This window comes from Achromobacter pestifer (genome assembly GCF_902859625.1).
Lineage (GTDB): Bacteria > Pseudomonadota > Gammaproteobacteria > Burkholderiales > Burkholderiaceae_B > Achromobacter > Achromobacter pestifer.
This window is the reverse complement of sequence record NZ_CADIJX010000001.1, coordinates 106,017-119,687: the sequence shown is the minus strand read 5'-3', so window position 1 is coordinate 119,687 and position 13,671 is coordinate 106,017. Positions and strand designations below refer to the sequence as shown.

Here is a 13,671-nt window from a genome sequence, read left to right as displayed (position 1 = left end):
GGTTTGTGTAGCGATGTTCCGACGCGCGCTAACCCACCATTGGCCTAATGGTGGTAATCATCAAAGCAAACGGGGTCGGGGGTCGGTGCATGCAATGAAGCTTGCGCCTCGCGGCGGCGCTTGTCAATTCCGCCCAAGAAAAACGGCGCCGGAAAACCTGAGTTTTCCGGCGCCGCCGTGATGCGGACACATCAAGTGGACACGCCGGGGCTAGCGCACCGGCTGCGGCGCCGCCGCCACGTCCTTGCGCACCTTGGCCACATCCGACGCGCTGACCGCCGCGCCCTTGTTGCCCCAGCTGGACCGCACGAAGGTCACCACGTCGGCAACTTCCTTATCGGTCATGCGCCAGTCGAAACCCGGCATCGCGTAAGCGGTCGGCGCGGCGGCCGTGCCCGGCATCTGCGCGCCCTTCAACACGATGTGAATCAACGACGAGGGATCGGCGGAGTTCACCGTCGAGCTCAGCGCCAGTTGCGGGAACGTTTCCGCATAGCCCTTGCCGGTGCTGCGGTGGCACGCGGCGCAGTTGTTCAGGAACGCCATCGCGCCGTCGCCCTTGTCCTTGCCGGTACGCAGCGCCTGCGCCACCGTCTCGTCATAGGCCAACGGCTGGGTCGCGTCCTTGTTGACGGGCGGCAAGCTCTTCAGATACACCGCAATGGCGTTCAGATCGGCGTCGGACAGGTGTTGCGTGCTGTCCTGGACCACTTGCGCCATGCCGCCGAACGCCGCCGAATGGCCATTGCGGCCGGACTTCAGGAAGGCCGCAATGTCTTCCTTGCTCCAGCTACCCAGGCCGTCGGTGGTGTCGCCGCGCAGGTTCTTGGCCAGCCAGCCTTCCACCACGCCGCCCGACAGGAAGGCCGAGCCGTCCTTGTCGCTCAACGCCTTTTCCTGCAAGGCGAATCCGCGCGGCGTGTGGCAGGTGCTGCAATGCCCCAGCCCTTCCACCAGGTACTGGCCGCGCAGCAATGCGTCGCGGTCGGCGCCCTTCAAGTCGGAGGCGGCCGGGCCGCTGACGACCTCCGGTGCGAACACCCAGCGCCACACGGTCAACGGCCAACGCATCGACAAGGGCCACGTGATGTCGGTGTCCTTGTTTTCCTGCTTGACGGGCTCGACGCCATGCATGAAATAGGCGTAGAGCGCCTTCACGTCATCGGGTGTGACCTTGGCATACGCGGTATACGGCATGGCCGGATACAGCGAATGCCCGTCGCGCGCCTTGCCGTGGCGCACGGCCAGGTCAAAGTCCTCGTACGTGTAGTTGCCGATGCCCGTCTCTTTGTCGGGGGTGATGTTGGTCGAATAGATCGTGCCCAGCGGCGACTCAATGCCCAGACCACCCGCGAAGGGCTTGCCGCCCCCCGCCGTGTGGCAAGCAATACAGTCACCGGCGCGCGACAGATATTCGCCTTGCTTGATCATCTGCGCATCCGCCGCGGCCGGCGTGCCGTCGGCGGCGAAGGCGGCGCTGGCCGCGAGGGCCGACAACGCCGAAAAGGCCGCAACAATGGTTTGCTTCATCATTGTTCCGTCTCCTTAAGCCTGGACCAGCGGGCCGGGGTTCTTCAGATACTGGTCGCGGATCGCCTGGGCGGCCCAATAGGCCAATGCGCCCACCAGCCCGGTCGGGTTGTAGCCCATGTTCTGCGGGAACACGCAGGCGCCCATCACGAACACGTTGGGCACGTCCCAGCTTTGCAGGTACTTGTTGACCACGCTTTCCTTGGGATTCGAGCCCATGATCGCGCCGCCCGTGTTGTGCGTGCTTTGGTAGACCCGCGTGTCATAGCGCGCACCCTTCTTGCGCACCGCCACGAAGTGCTTTTCCGGATTCATGGCCTTTGCCACGGTCTCCATGCGCTTGCCCATGTAGCCCAGCATGTCGAATTCGTTGTCATGCCAGTCGAACGTCATGCGCAACAGCGGCTGGCCGAAAGCGTCCTTGTAGGTCGGGTCCAGCGACAGGTAGGCGTCGCGATACGACATCACCGAACCGGAAATCCCGATGGTCATGAAGCGTTGATACGCATCCTGCACGCCGGCCTTCCAGGCCGTGCCCCAGCTGGGGGTGCCCGGCGTCGTGGGCGTCTGCTTGATCGGACGGCCGCCGTAGCGCACGTGGCGGATGCTGGCGCCACCCACAAAGCCCAGCGGGCCGTGGTCGAATTGGTCGCCGTTCAAGTCGTCCATGCCCACGCCGCCCGCGCCGGTGCCCACGAAGGGGTTCAGCTGGGTGCCCTTGGGCAACAGCACATTGACCGCGCCGTTCATCTGATAGGCGTAATTCTTGCCGACCACGCCTTCGTTGGTCTTGGGGTCATACGGTTTGCCAATGCCCGACAGCAGCAGCAGGCGGACGTTGTGCATCTGGTAGGCCGACAGGATCACCAGGTCGGCCGGCTGATCGATCTCGCGGCCCTGCGCGTCGATATACGTCACGCCAATGGCTTTCTTGCCGGTCGAATCCAGGTTGACCTTGATGACCTGCGAATGCGTGCGCAGCTCAAAGTTGGGCTTCTTCAGCAACACCGGCAGGATGGTCGTCTGCGGCGAGGCCTTCGAGTACATGTAGCACCCGTAGTTCTCGCAGAAGCCGCAGAAATTACAGGGTCCCAGCCGCACGCCGTAGGGGTTGGTGTAGGGACCGGACGCATTGGCGGCAGGCGCCGGATACGGATTGAACCCGACCTCGCGCGCGGCCTTCTCGAACAGTTGCGCGCCATAGGTGTTGGCCAGCGGCGCCAAGGGATATTCCTTGCTGCGCTTGCCTTCCAGCGGGTTGCCGCCTTCAACGATCTTGCCGTTCAGGTTGCCCGCCTTGCCGGACGTGCCGCAGACGTATTCAAACTTGGAGAAGTACGGCTCCAGTTCGTCGTAGGTCACGCCAAAATCCTGGATGGTCATGCCTTCCGGGATGAACTTCTTGCCGTAGCGTGTTTCGTAGCGGGTGCGCAGTTCCAGCTCTTCGGGCAATACGCGGTAGTGCATGCCGTTCCAGTGAAAGCCCGCGCCGCCCACGCCCGTGCCCAGCAGGAACGATCCGTTCTGGCGGTACGGCACGGCCACGTCGTCCACGCCATGGCGGATCGTCACGGTTTCCTTGGACAAGTCCTGGAACAGTTTGCCGCGCACGGAATACGCCAGCTCGTCGATCACCTTCGGGTATTCGGCGTCCTTCGGCGTGTCCTGCATGCCGCCGCGCTCCAGCGCCAGCACCTGCAAACCGGCCTCGGTCAGTTCCTGGCCCAGAATCGCCCCGGTCCAGCCGAACCCGACCAATACCGCATCCACTTTATCTTTCTTGATCGCCATGATTAACCCTTCTCCCCAGAGATAGACACCGGGCCATAGGGGTACTTCACGTTGGGCTGGTCAACCCAGTCCATATAGTCGGCGCGCGCACCGGGAAAGCCCACCATCTTCCAACCCACCATGTTCTTGTTGCCGCCGTAGATCGGATCGGCAAAGAACCCTTCCTTGGTGTTGGAAAGCAGGAAGCTGAAGAATGTCCGGGCAGGCACCGCCTCGAATTCGATCTTGCCGCCTTGCAGATCCTTCAGGATCTGTTCCTGCAAGGGCTTGTCCAGTTCGGCATACACCTTGCCGTGCGTCTTCACGCACCAGGCGTCACAGGACTCGATGCCGTGGCGGTAGACCTCGCGCGGATTCTGGTTCAGCTGATAGCCCAGCTCCGGCACCTGATCGGTATGGAACGGCCCTTGCATGTACCAAAGCTTGCCGTGGCCGAATGGCGTTTCCATCTGACGGTCGATGAACTCGGGCACGCCGGCCTCGATCGCGCCAGGGCCGTACTCGTCGGCGGGGATCAGATGATCCACGGCAGCCACGATGAAGGCCCATTCGGGCTTGGTGAAATAGGCGGGTTCGTAGGGTTTGGCCGCCTGTGCGGTCTTGCCGTCACTGGCGTTGGTACAGGCGGTGGTTAGGGCACCTACCGCCAGCGTCGAGGCCGGCACAATCGCCAGCGCTTGCAGAAACCGCCGACGCGGCTTTGCATCGTCTGTCATAGACAATCTCCGTGAATACTCCAAGTTGTCCTATCGCGCGACCGAACATGAGACCTGGAAACACGAACTGCCGAGCTAGTGACAACACGCTCTTTGCTTACAGAAAATCGAACCTGCTCTTGAAAAGGGACGTAAGAGAAGGTGCAGGCATTATGCGCCTTTTAGGCCATCTGATCCGCTCTATCGACCATATCAGATCGATTTTCTTGACATGGGATTATCTTTTGCATTAAGGACAATGTAAGAACTGCAAGAATTTGGGCTTTTCTGACAGCCGGGTTAACGGATTCTGTATATTTCGCGACAGGAACAGCAACGGATCGCTCATGAACGACAACACGAAAACCTGGCGCAGTTCGACGACCACGCGCAGTTGGACCGCGGACACAGACCTCACGCCGGAGCAGCGCGTCAACATCGAAGACCTGCTCGACCGGAAAATGGGCAGCGTCAGCGAACAGTGGAGCTACGCAGGGTTTGAAAACGGTGAGGCGTTCAAGGTCGAGATCAAGGACGGCGCGGTCACGGTGAACGGCCGTCACTACGACAGCCTGGACGACGTCCCGCGCGCCGAACGCGAACGCATCGAAGCGCTGCGCAGCGGCGAAGGCCTGGGCGGCCTGTGGGACATGTTGAAAAATGCAGGGGTCGACATCAAGGACTTGGCCGGCGACCCGGCAGGCAATCAGGGCAAGCCTGCATTCACCATTGAAACCGACGCGCCGGACCAGCCAACCGCCACTCCGGCACAGCCGGCCAGCGTCAACGCCGACCGGCCCTTGGCGCCCGGCGCGGTTCCCGCAGGTGGCGGCTTGCGCCGCATGCTGCTGATCGGCATTGCGATCGGACTTGCGCTATGGGTCGCGCGGGCGTTGAACGTGCTGTAGGCATTTGGGCCGCAAGGCCGCGTCAGCATCAGGTCGTGGTCTGAACGTGCAGCCGGCTCGATTTGCAGCGGTGCAACGCGCGGTAATACTCCAGCGGCCGGCCATTTGAACCATAGGCAATGGACTCGATGCGCAGCAGCGGCTCGGCCCCGGCCATCCCCAGCAATTCGCAAGTCTGCGCGTCTGGCGCCACCGCATCGATCCAGCGCTCGGCCCGCACGATGCGCAGGCCATATTGGCGGCGCAGCACGTCATACAGCGACCGGTTTTCCAGCCGCGCGCGATGCAGGCCCGGTGCCAGATCCGCGGGCACGGCCGTTTCCACCAGCAACTGCAATTCGCCATCCACGCTGCGCAACCGCTTGAGCGCAACCACCATGTCCGTGTCGGTCAGCGCAAGCGACGCGGCTTCTTGTGCCGTCGGCGCCCGCAGTTCCTGCACCAGCACCTGCGTGCGGACGGTTCGGCCCTTGCGCGCCATTTCGTCCGAAAAACCCAGCACCGTCGACACGAAATCCTCGTCGCGTTCACGCGCCGACACAAACGCGCCCTGCCCGCGAATCTTGTAGATCAGGCCATTGCGCACCAAGTCCGCCAGGGCCTCGCGCACCACGATGCGCGAAATACCGTACTGCTCGCCGAACTCGGCCTCGGTGGAAAGCTTGGCGCCCACGGCCAGTTCGCCTTGAAGAATCTTGCCGCGCACCACATCGCGAAACTGCGTCCAAAGCGGGGCGCTGGCGTTGCGGTCCAGTACGTCTTGGTTCGGAAGGGGGCTGCTCATGTCGTGATAAGGCTAGGAATCAAATCAATATCTACAAAATGCCGGTCGCGCAGAATGGCGGTGCAGGCCAGCCACTCTTCGCGACGGCGCGTGGCCGTCCAACCCAACGCCGCTGCTGCCAGATCGGCCAATTCAGCCAGCAAGCCGTTGGTGACACAGCCGCGTATCGCCAACAGGGTCCGGCGGATCACCAGGTCGGCCAGATGCTGCACGCCAGTTTCCTGGCATAGCGTGCGGATCTCGGCTTCGGAATAGTCCCGAGCGTGCCGCAGCGGGACATCGCCCGCGCCGGCAAACACCTGCGCCAGCCGGCCGGCACGCGAACCATAGCGGCTCACCAGGATATCGATACGTTCGCGCGTCAACCCGGACTGGCGTTGGATCGCATCGGCCATGAGCTCCCTGTCCTGGCTATCCGTCGGCATGCCGGCGCCGCCACCGATGGCCAGCGCCTCGGTCAGACGCAGGCGGGACCGGCCAAGCTGCGCCAGCACCTGATTGGCCGCCAGTTCCGCCAACGACCGGAACGTGGTCCATTTACCGCCCACCAGGCAGATCAACGGCACATCACGCACCGCGTTCGGGGGATCGATCACCACCGCATGATCGCGTGATATCTGGCCAGGCTTGTCGGCCTGGGAATGCGCTAGCGGGCGCACACCGACATAAGTGTAGACGACGTCGCCACGCCCGAAACTCAGCCGTGGAAAGACCTCACCCAGCACGCTCAGCAGGTAGTCGATCTCGGCGGGTTCGGTGGCTGCCTGGTCGGGATCGTCGACCGGAATATCGGTGGACCCGACCAGCACGCGGTCCATGAAGGGATAAACGATGCAGACGCGGCCGTCCGACGCCTCGAAGTACACCATGCGCCCATCCAGCGCCGCGCGCAACGCGGGATGATCCAGGATCAGGTGCGAGCCCTTTGTGCCCATGACGCGCGCGCCCTCGCCTTCCAACACGTCGGCTGACCGGTCCAGCCACGCGCCCGTGGCATTGACCACGGTGTCCGCGGTGACCTCGACGGTTTCGCCAGTGAGTTCGTCGCGGAGGTAAAGCGTCTTGCCCCGGCAAGCCGTCACGTTGCAATAGTTGGCGGCCAACGACGCCGGCTGGTCGGCATGCGCATCTGCCATCAATTCCAGAATCAGCCATTCGGGATGCGTGATCCAGGCGTCGAAATACGTCGCCGTCCAGCCCACCGTGTCCCGGAACAGCGCCTCGTCCGCAGCCGATGCCCTGGCAATGCGATGCTCCGGCATGACCCGCTGGCGGCGGCCCAGCCGGTCATAGAGCCGCAGACCCAGCGCCACCACAAACACCCCCCGCGCGCCGGGCGACGCCGTAAAGCCCGCAAAACGCAGCACGCTGCCCAGCAAACCGCCGAAACGGCTGGACAAAGGCACCACCGTTTCCAGCGGACGCACCAGATGCGGCGCGTTGCGCAGCAACAGATTGCGCTCGCGCGTGGCCTCGGCCACCAGCGCGAACGCACCGCTTTCCAGATACCGCAGCCCGCCATGGATCATGCGCGACGGCGCGCTGCTGGCGCCGGCGGCGAAGTCGCTCTTGTCGACGATCAGGCAGTCCACGCCTTGCAAGGACAGGTCGCGGAACACGCCGACGCCATTGATGCCGGCCCCCACGATCACCGTTGAAAAGTGCCGGCCCGCCAAGGCGGCGGGGCGTACATAGGGCAAGCCGGGCGTCGTCATTGCGCGGGCCTCGCCAATTGTTCAAACGCGGGCGCCATATTGCCGATCAAGGCTTCAAAACCCATGAAGTAAGCGGCATGGGCTTGTGCGGCAGCCGCCTCGGGCGCCTCGGTCACGCAGCGCACCGGCAGCACCTCATCCGCGCACGCCCCCTGTGACAACGCCGCATAACCGGCCGCGCCACGCGCGCCTGTTTCATCGTCGCCGCAGCGCTCCACCGAATGCCCCAGAAAATCCGCCAACAAGCGCACCAGCCTGGAATCGCGCGCCCCGCCGCCCAGGGCGGCCACCCGCCCAGGCACGCCCAGGCCATGCGCGGCCAGACGCTTCAGGTGCCACGCATGCAACGCCACCACCCCATCAATCACCGCCCGCGCCATGTGCGCGCGCCCATGATGCCCCTTCAAACCCACGAACCCTGCGGTGGCACCCGCAGCCACCCCGCCCCCGTTGATGAACGGCAGAAACCGCAAACCCTCTGCCCCCAACGGCACCGACATCGCGCTCTTCACCACGGCCGCCGCATCCTCGAATTGCAGGGTGCGTGCCGCCCAAGCCACATTCGCCATCGATGAAGGACTGTTCTCCAGATACAGCCGCAAAGCACCGGGGCCGTGGCGCACGATGGCTCCAACCTCGGGCTTTGGTTCGCGCACGGGAGCCACCACGGCATTCACGCACCAAGTCCCGAACACCGCGACCGCATGGCCGCTTTTCACGGCGCCAACGGCAGACAGGGAAGCCAGCAAATCAATCGCGCCCATGACCACCGGCATCCCGGCAGGCAGGCCGCAGGCCGCTGCGCGCGCCGGCAACAGATGGCCAATCACCGTGCCCGTGGGCACGATGGGCGGCAAGGCGTGCGGCATCAGATCCGCCAGGCCGGCCGCCTCGAACGCCAGTGCGGACCACGTGCCGGACTCCAGGTTCAACAAGCCTGCCGTGCTGACGTCACTGGCATCGGTGGCGATCTCTCCGCTTAGCAGGAAACCCAAGTAATCCTTGGCAAACAGCAAGCGGCGGATCGCGCGATGGCCACCGCCTTGCGCATCGAACAACTCCGCCGCCACCAGGCTGGGCTGGCCCGACCATGGCCGGCAACCCACGTCCTGATACAGCGCGTCTCCGACCCGTTGCTCCAGTACCCGGGCACGAGTCGCGGCGCGCTGGTCGGTCGATGCCACCGCGCGTCCGGCCAACAAGGCTCCCTGTTCGTCCAGCGCATAGAGGCCGGCGCCATGTCCCGTGCAGCACAGCGCGCGCACCTCGGCCACACGCGAACCCAACTGTTCCGCCACGCCGCGCAACGCCTGCATCAAGGCGGTATCGATGGCCTCCGCGCTTAACTCGCAGCCGCCAACCGGCAGGTGCCGATAAGGCAAGCCGCCGCCTGAGGCAGCCAGCGTGGCTCCCGTCCCGGCCTCGAAGGCGACTGCCTTCAGGCCCGTGGACCCCATGTCGATACCCAGGAAGATGTCTGTTTTCATGTCATAACATCGTATACAGATATTTTCCGCAGGATAGCAGTGTTTCCCCTAGTAAAAGAAATAATTCCGCTGCCATATAGTTCAGTCGATGTCATAACAACTAGTTGAGCCAATCAGGCCCACCACCCGATATCCACGCCAACAGGCAACGGATCAATGCGAGGAAAAGGAGCGCAACATGAGAAGAGAATTCTTGAAGACCGTAGCTGCTGCGGGCGCCAGCCTGGCAGGAGCCAATGCCTTTGCACAAAGCGCGCCGGCCTCGCCGGGTGCCGGACTCAAAGGCGCCAACAGCGACGTCTATGTCATGAACGTCATGGTGTCCGGGGTGGAGTACTGGTTCCCGGTGTATGAAATGATGAAACAGCTGGGCCAGACGCTGGGCGTCAAGACCCGCTATTCGGGCACGCCCGAGTACGACGTCAATAAACAGCTGGCCTCTTTTGAACAGGAGCTGGCCCGCAAGCCCGCCGGCATCCTGCTGCACCCGATGAACCCCGATCCGTTCATCGAGCCCATCAACCGCGCCGCCGCGATGGGGATCCCGGTCGTCACGTTCGCGGCCGATTCTCCCAATTCCAAGCGCGTGTCGTTTGTCACGTCCGACAATGACCGCGAAGGCGCGCAAGCGGCCGACGCGATCGCCGCATCGCTGAATGGCAAAGGCGATTACGCCGTGCTGGAAAACCCCGGCCAGGACAACCACGACCGCCGCATCGCCGCCTTCATCAACCGCATGAAGACCCAGCACCCCGGCATGAAACTGGTCGGCCGCGCAGCCAGCAACCAAGACCCGAACAAAGCGTACCAAGCCACCTTGAGCTTGGCGCAGGCCAACCCCGGCCTGGCGGCATTGTTCATGCCCGAAGCCAATTCCGCACTGGGCGCGGCGCAGGCCAGCATCGAAACCAAGAAGAACATCAAGGTGCTCTGCTGCGACGTCAACGCCAAGATCCTGGACATGATCAAGTCGGGTGAAGTCTACGGTTCCGTCAATCCGAACCAGGGCGTGCAGGGCTACATGGGCATGATGCTGCTGTTCCTGGCGCGCAACCAGCAACTGATCGACCCGATGAACGACGCCAAGCGCAACGGCACCAACCCGATGGCCGTGCCCTTCCTGGACAACGGCCTGTCCATTGTCAGCAAGGCCAACGCCGACGACTTCTATTGGGACAAGTACCTGGCCCGCCGTGGCACCAAGGGCATCAACGAATGACCGCGCAACCGCCCTTGTTGGAACTGCGTGGCATCGCCAAGCGTTTCGGCGCTTCGCGGGCGCTGGCCTGCGTGGACTTCTCGCTGCAAGCGGGTGAAATCCATGCCCTGTGCGGCGAGAACGGCGCGGGCAAGTCGACGCTGATGAAGATCATCGACGGCATCCACGCGCCCGACGAGGGCGACATCCGGCTGAATGGCGCCCCCGTCGTCATCAGCGGGCCAGCCCATGCCATGCGGCTGGGCATCGGACTGGTCCACCAGGAAATCGCGCTGTGCGGCGATGCCACCGTGGCCGAGAACATCTTCATGCCCGAGATCACCACCCGGCCGCGTGCATGGATGGACTTCGCCAGCCTGAATGCGCGAGCGGCTCAGGTGCTGGCGCGGCTGGGGCAGCGCATCGACCCGGGCCTGCGCGTGGACGAACTTGGCATATCCAGCCAACAACTGGTTGAAATCGCCAAGGCATTGACCCTGGACTGCAAAGTCCTGATCCTGGACGAACCCACGGCAGCGCTGACCGAAGTGGAATCGGCCGCCCTCTTCCACGTGCTGCATGACCTGAAGGCGCAGGGCATTGGCATCATCTACATCAGCCACCGCATGGCCGAGATCTTCCAGCACTGCGACCGCGTCACCGTGCTGCGCGACGGCCGCGACGTGTTGTGCGCCCCCCTGTCCGACCTGACGCCCGATGCGCTGGTACGCAGCATGGTGGGGCGCGACCTGGGCTGCTACTACCCCCCGAAACAGGCAGCAAGCGTAGACGCCGCCCCCTTGCTGGAGGTGGACGGCATCGCCGATGGCACTAGCGTGCATGGCATCTCGTTCACGCTCCGGCGCGGCGAGATCCTGGGCATCTCCGGCCTGATGGGCGCCGGGCGCAGCGAATTGGCCGAGACCCTGTGCGGTTTGCGGCGCGCACGGCGCGGCACCGTCCGCCTGCGCGGCAAGCCGCTACGGCTGCGCCGCTATGGCGATGCCCTGCGCCATGGCATCGCCTACCTTAGCGAAGACCGCAAGGCCGCTGGCCTGTTCCTGGACCTGCCCATCGAACAGAACATATCGTCCATGGCGCTGGCCCGCATCAGTTCGCGCTTCGGCCTGCTGCGCCGGCGCGCAGAACGGCGTTTGGCCACGGAACTGGGCGCGCAGCTCAAGCTCAAGTCTGACGGTGTGGCCATTGACGCTGCCAGCCTGTCAGGCGGCAACCAGCAGAAGGTAGCCATCGCCAAGCTGCTGGCAACCCACCCCGCCGTGCTGCTGATGGACGAACCCACGCGCGGCGTGGACGTCGGCGCCAAATCCGAGATCCACCACATCCTGCGCGCCCTGGCCAACCAGGGCGTGGGAGTGGTCGTGATCTCGTCCGAACTGCCTGAAATCATTGGCCTGTGCGACCGCGCACTGGTGATCCGGGACGGCCGCCTTGCCGGTGAACTGGCCGCAAGCGAGATGACAGAAGAAAGGTTGTTGAGGCTGGCCTCGGGCCTCAGCGCCCAGGAGACGATCTGATGCCCGAATTCAAACCCTCCGCCGGGGCCGATGCGGTCCTGCTGCCCGACGCCAGCCTGGCATCTGCACGGCCCGCCTCGCCCACCAAGTTGCGACACCGGCTGACAAGCATGCGCGAAGCCGGCCTGCTGCTGATCATTGCCCTGCTTGCCATCGGCATGAGCTTTGCATCGCCGCATTTCCTGACCTGGGAAAACATCCGCGCGATGCTGCTGTCGTTCTCCATCGAAGGCATCGTCGTCGTCGGCATGACCTTGCTGGTGATCGTGGGCGGCATCGACTTGTCGGTGGGGTCCGTCGTCTGCATGGCCATGGTGATCACGGGCAAGCTGTTCCTGATGGGGGTGGACCCCTGGACCGCCAGCCTGGCCGCCATCGCCGCAAGCGGCGTCGTCGGCGCGCTGATCGGCCTGTGCGTCACGCGCATCGGGCTCAGTCATTTCATCGCGTCGCTGGCCTTCATGGTGATCGTGCGCGGCTTGTCGCTGGCCATCACGCAGGGCACGCCGCAATCCTTGTTCTCGTTGCCCGCGCAGTTCAAGTTCATCGGCCAGGGCGTCATCGGTGGCATTCCCGCCGTGATCCTGATCTTTGCCGCCATCGTCATCGTCAGCGACTTCGCCTTGCGACGCGCCGCCTTGCTGCGCAAGGTGTTCTACACCGGCAGCAATGAAAAAGCCGCGCTGTATTCCGGCATCCGCACCGGCCGCGTGAAGTTCTGGGTCACCGTGCTGTGCTCAACGCTGGCGGGACTGGCGGGCGTCGTCTATACCGCGCGCTTCGGGGCCGCCACGCCCACCTTCGGCATGGGCATGGAACTGAACGTCATCGCGGCCGTGGTGATCGGCGGCGCCAGTTTGAAAGGCGGCTCCGGCACGGTGCTGGGCGCGGTGCTGGGCCTGGCCCTGCTGTCGGTCGTGACCAGCTCGCTGATCCTGCTGGATGTATCGCCCTACTGGCAGGACGTAGTCAAGGGCCTGATCCTGCTGGCCGCCGTCACCATCGACCATCTGATGAACGTCAAGAAAGGACACCAATGAACCTCACGACACTGGGCGCATCCGGCATCGAATGCGAATCCGTCGGCCTGGGCACCTGGGCCATGGGCGGCTGGATGTGGGGCGGCGGCGATGACGCCGCCGCCATCGCCGCCATCCGCGCCTCCGTGGACGCCGGCGTGCGCCTGATCGATACCGCCCCCGCGTATGGCCTGGGGCACGCCGAAACCCTGGTCGGCACGGCGCTGAAGGGCCGCCGGCACGACGCTGTCATCGCCACCAAATGCGGACTGGTCTGGCACACGCAGCAAGGCGCGCACTTCTTTGACGAAGACGGCAAACCCGTGCACCGCTATTTGGGTCGGGCCTCGATCTTCCATGAAGCCGAACAAAGCCTGGCCCGCCTGCAAACGGATTACATCGACCTCTACATCACCCACTGGCAGGACAGCACCACGCCCGTCGCCGAAACCATGGATGCGCTGCTGGAATTGAAGCGCCAGGGCAAGATCCGCGCCATTGGCGTCAGCAATGCCGCGCCCGACACCTTGGCCGAATACCTGCGGCACGGCCCGGTGGACGCCATCCAGGAACGCTACAGCCTGATCGACCGCGACATCGAATCCACCCTGCTGCCTTTGTGCCAGGAGCATGGCGTGGCCTCGCTAGGCTATTCCTCACTGGCGCTTGGCCTGCTGGCCGGCCCGATCGACCCTGACCGGCAATTCCAGGGAGACGACCAGCGCGCCGGCAATCCGCGCTTTTCGACGGCCAACCGCCTGCGGCTGAGCGCCTTTTTTGAAGCGTTGACGCCCGTGCGGCAACGCCTGGATTGCTCCTACGCGCAACTGATGATCGCCTGGACCACCCGAGCGGGCGGTGTCAGCACGGCCCTGTGCGGCGCCCGCACTCCGGCGCAGGCGATCCAGAATGCGGGCGCGGCGCGTGTGACGCTGGACCCCGCCGCGCTGGCCGCCATCGACGCGGCAGCCCGCCACCATCTTGCAAGCCTGGACTGACGCCCAAG

General features: G+C 64.3%; 11 protein-coding genes. 5 read left to right on the top strand and 6 right to left on the bottom strand.

The features are described from left to right. Positions 1-210: 210 nt before the first annotated feature. From HV753_RS00520 to HV753_RS00510, 3 genes are read right to left on the bottom strand one after another with little or no spacing between them, the layout of a single operon-like run. On the bottom strand, positions 211-1,533 hold the full coding sequence (locus HV753_RS00520; protein WP_175172468.1) for a c-type cytochrome: 1,323 nt from the start codon (positions 1,531-1,533) through the stop codon (positions 211-213). A 12-nt stretch (positions 1,534-1,545) separates the two neighbouring features. Then, positions 1,546-3,321: a GMC family oxidoreductase gene (locus tag HV753_RS00515; RefSeq protein ID WP_175172467.1), complete on the bottom strand. Its 1,776-nt coding sequence runs from the start codon at positions 3,319-3,321 to the stop codon at positions 1,546-1,548. A 2-nt stretch (positions 3,322-3,323) separates the two neighbouring features. Further along, positions 3,324-4,037, bottom strand: coding sequence for a gluconate 2-dehydrogenase subunit 3 family protein (locus tag HV753_RS00510; protein ID WP_175172466.1), 714 nt, complete (start codon positions 4,035-4,037; stop codon positions 3,324-3,326). A gap of 326 nt (positions 4,038-4,363) precedes the next feature. Between HV753_RS00510 and HV753_RS00505 the strand changes: the two genes are divergently transcribed. After that, complete coding sequence (locus tag HV753_RS00505; protein WP_175172465.1) at positions 4,364-4,924, top strand: hypothetical protein; 561 nt, start codon at positions 4,364-4,366, stop codon at positions 4,922-4,924. A 28-nt stretch (positions 4,925-4,952) separates the two neighbouring features. Here HV753_RS00505 and HV753_RS00500 read toward each other — a convergent pair whose 3' ends face one another. From HV753_RS00500 to HV753_RS00490, 3 genes are read right to left on the bottom strand one after another with little or no spacing between them, the layout of a single operon-like run. Beyond that, on the bottom strand, positions 4,953-5,708 hold the full coding sequence (locus tag HV753_RS00500) for a GntR family transcriptional regulator (RefSeq protein WP_175172464.1): 756 nt from the start codon (positions 5,706-5,708) through the stop codon (positions 4,953-4,955). Beyond that, complete coding sequence (locus tag HV753_RS00495; RefSeq protein WP_175172463.1) at positions 5,705-7,423, bottom strand: glycerol-3-phosphate dehydrogenase/oxidase; 1,719 nt, start codon at positions 7,421-7,423, stop codon at positions 5,705-5,707. The genes HV753_RS00500 and HV753_RS00495 overlap by 4 nt, the downstream gene beginning before the upstream one ends. Further along, positions 7,420-8,910, bottom strand: coding sequence for an FGGY family carbohydrate kinase (locus HV753_RS00490; RefSeq protein ID WP_175172462.1), 1,491 nt, complete (start codon positions 8,908-8,910; stop codon positions 7,420-7,422). The genes HV753_RS00495 and HV753_RS00490 overlap by 4 nt, the downstream gene beginning before the upstream one ends. Positions 8,911-9,088: 178 nt before the next feature. Here HV753_RS00490 and HV753_RS00485 point away from each other — a divergent pair, with 178 nt between their 5' ends. From HV753_RS00485 to HV753_RS00470, 4 genes are read left to right on the top strand one after another with little or no spacing between them, the layout of a single operon-like run. After that, a complete protein-coding gene (locus HV753_RS00485; protein ID WP_175172461.1) occupies positions 9,089-10,129 on the top strand; it encodes a substrate-binding domain-containing protein in 1,041 nt (346 codons plus the stop codon). Further along, positions 10,126-11,646: a sugar ABC transporter ATP-binding protein gene (locus HV753_RS00480; RefSeq protein WP_175172460.1), complete on the top strand. Its 1,521-nt coding sequence runs from the start codon at positions 10,126-10,128 to the stop codon at positions 11,644-11,646. The genes HV753_RS00485 and HV753_RS00480 overlap by 4 nt, the downstream gene beginning before the upstream one ends. Further along, on the top strand, positions 11,646-12,686 hold the full coding sequence (locus HV753_RS00475) for an ABC transporter permease (RefSeq protein WP_175172459.1): 1,041 nt from the start codon (positions 11,646-11,648) through the stop codon (positions 12,684-12,686). The genes HV753_RS00480 and HV753_RS00475 overlap by 1 nt, the downstream gene beginning before the upstream one ends. Next, positions 12,683-13,663, top strand: a complete 981-nt coding sequence (locus tag HV753_RS00470) for an aldo/keto reductase (protein WP_175172458.1) — start codon at positions 12,683-12,685, stop codon at positions 13,661-13,663. The genes HV753_RS00475 and HV753_RS00470 overlap by 4 nt, the downstream gene beginning before the upstream one ends. Positions 13,664-13,671: the final 8 nt, after the last annotated feature.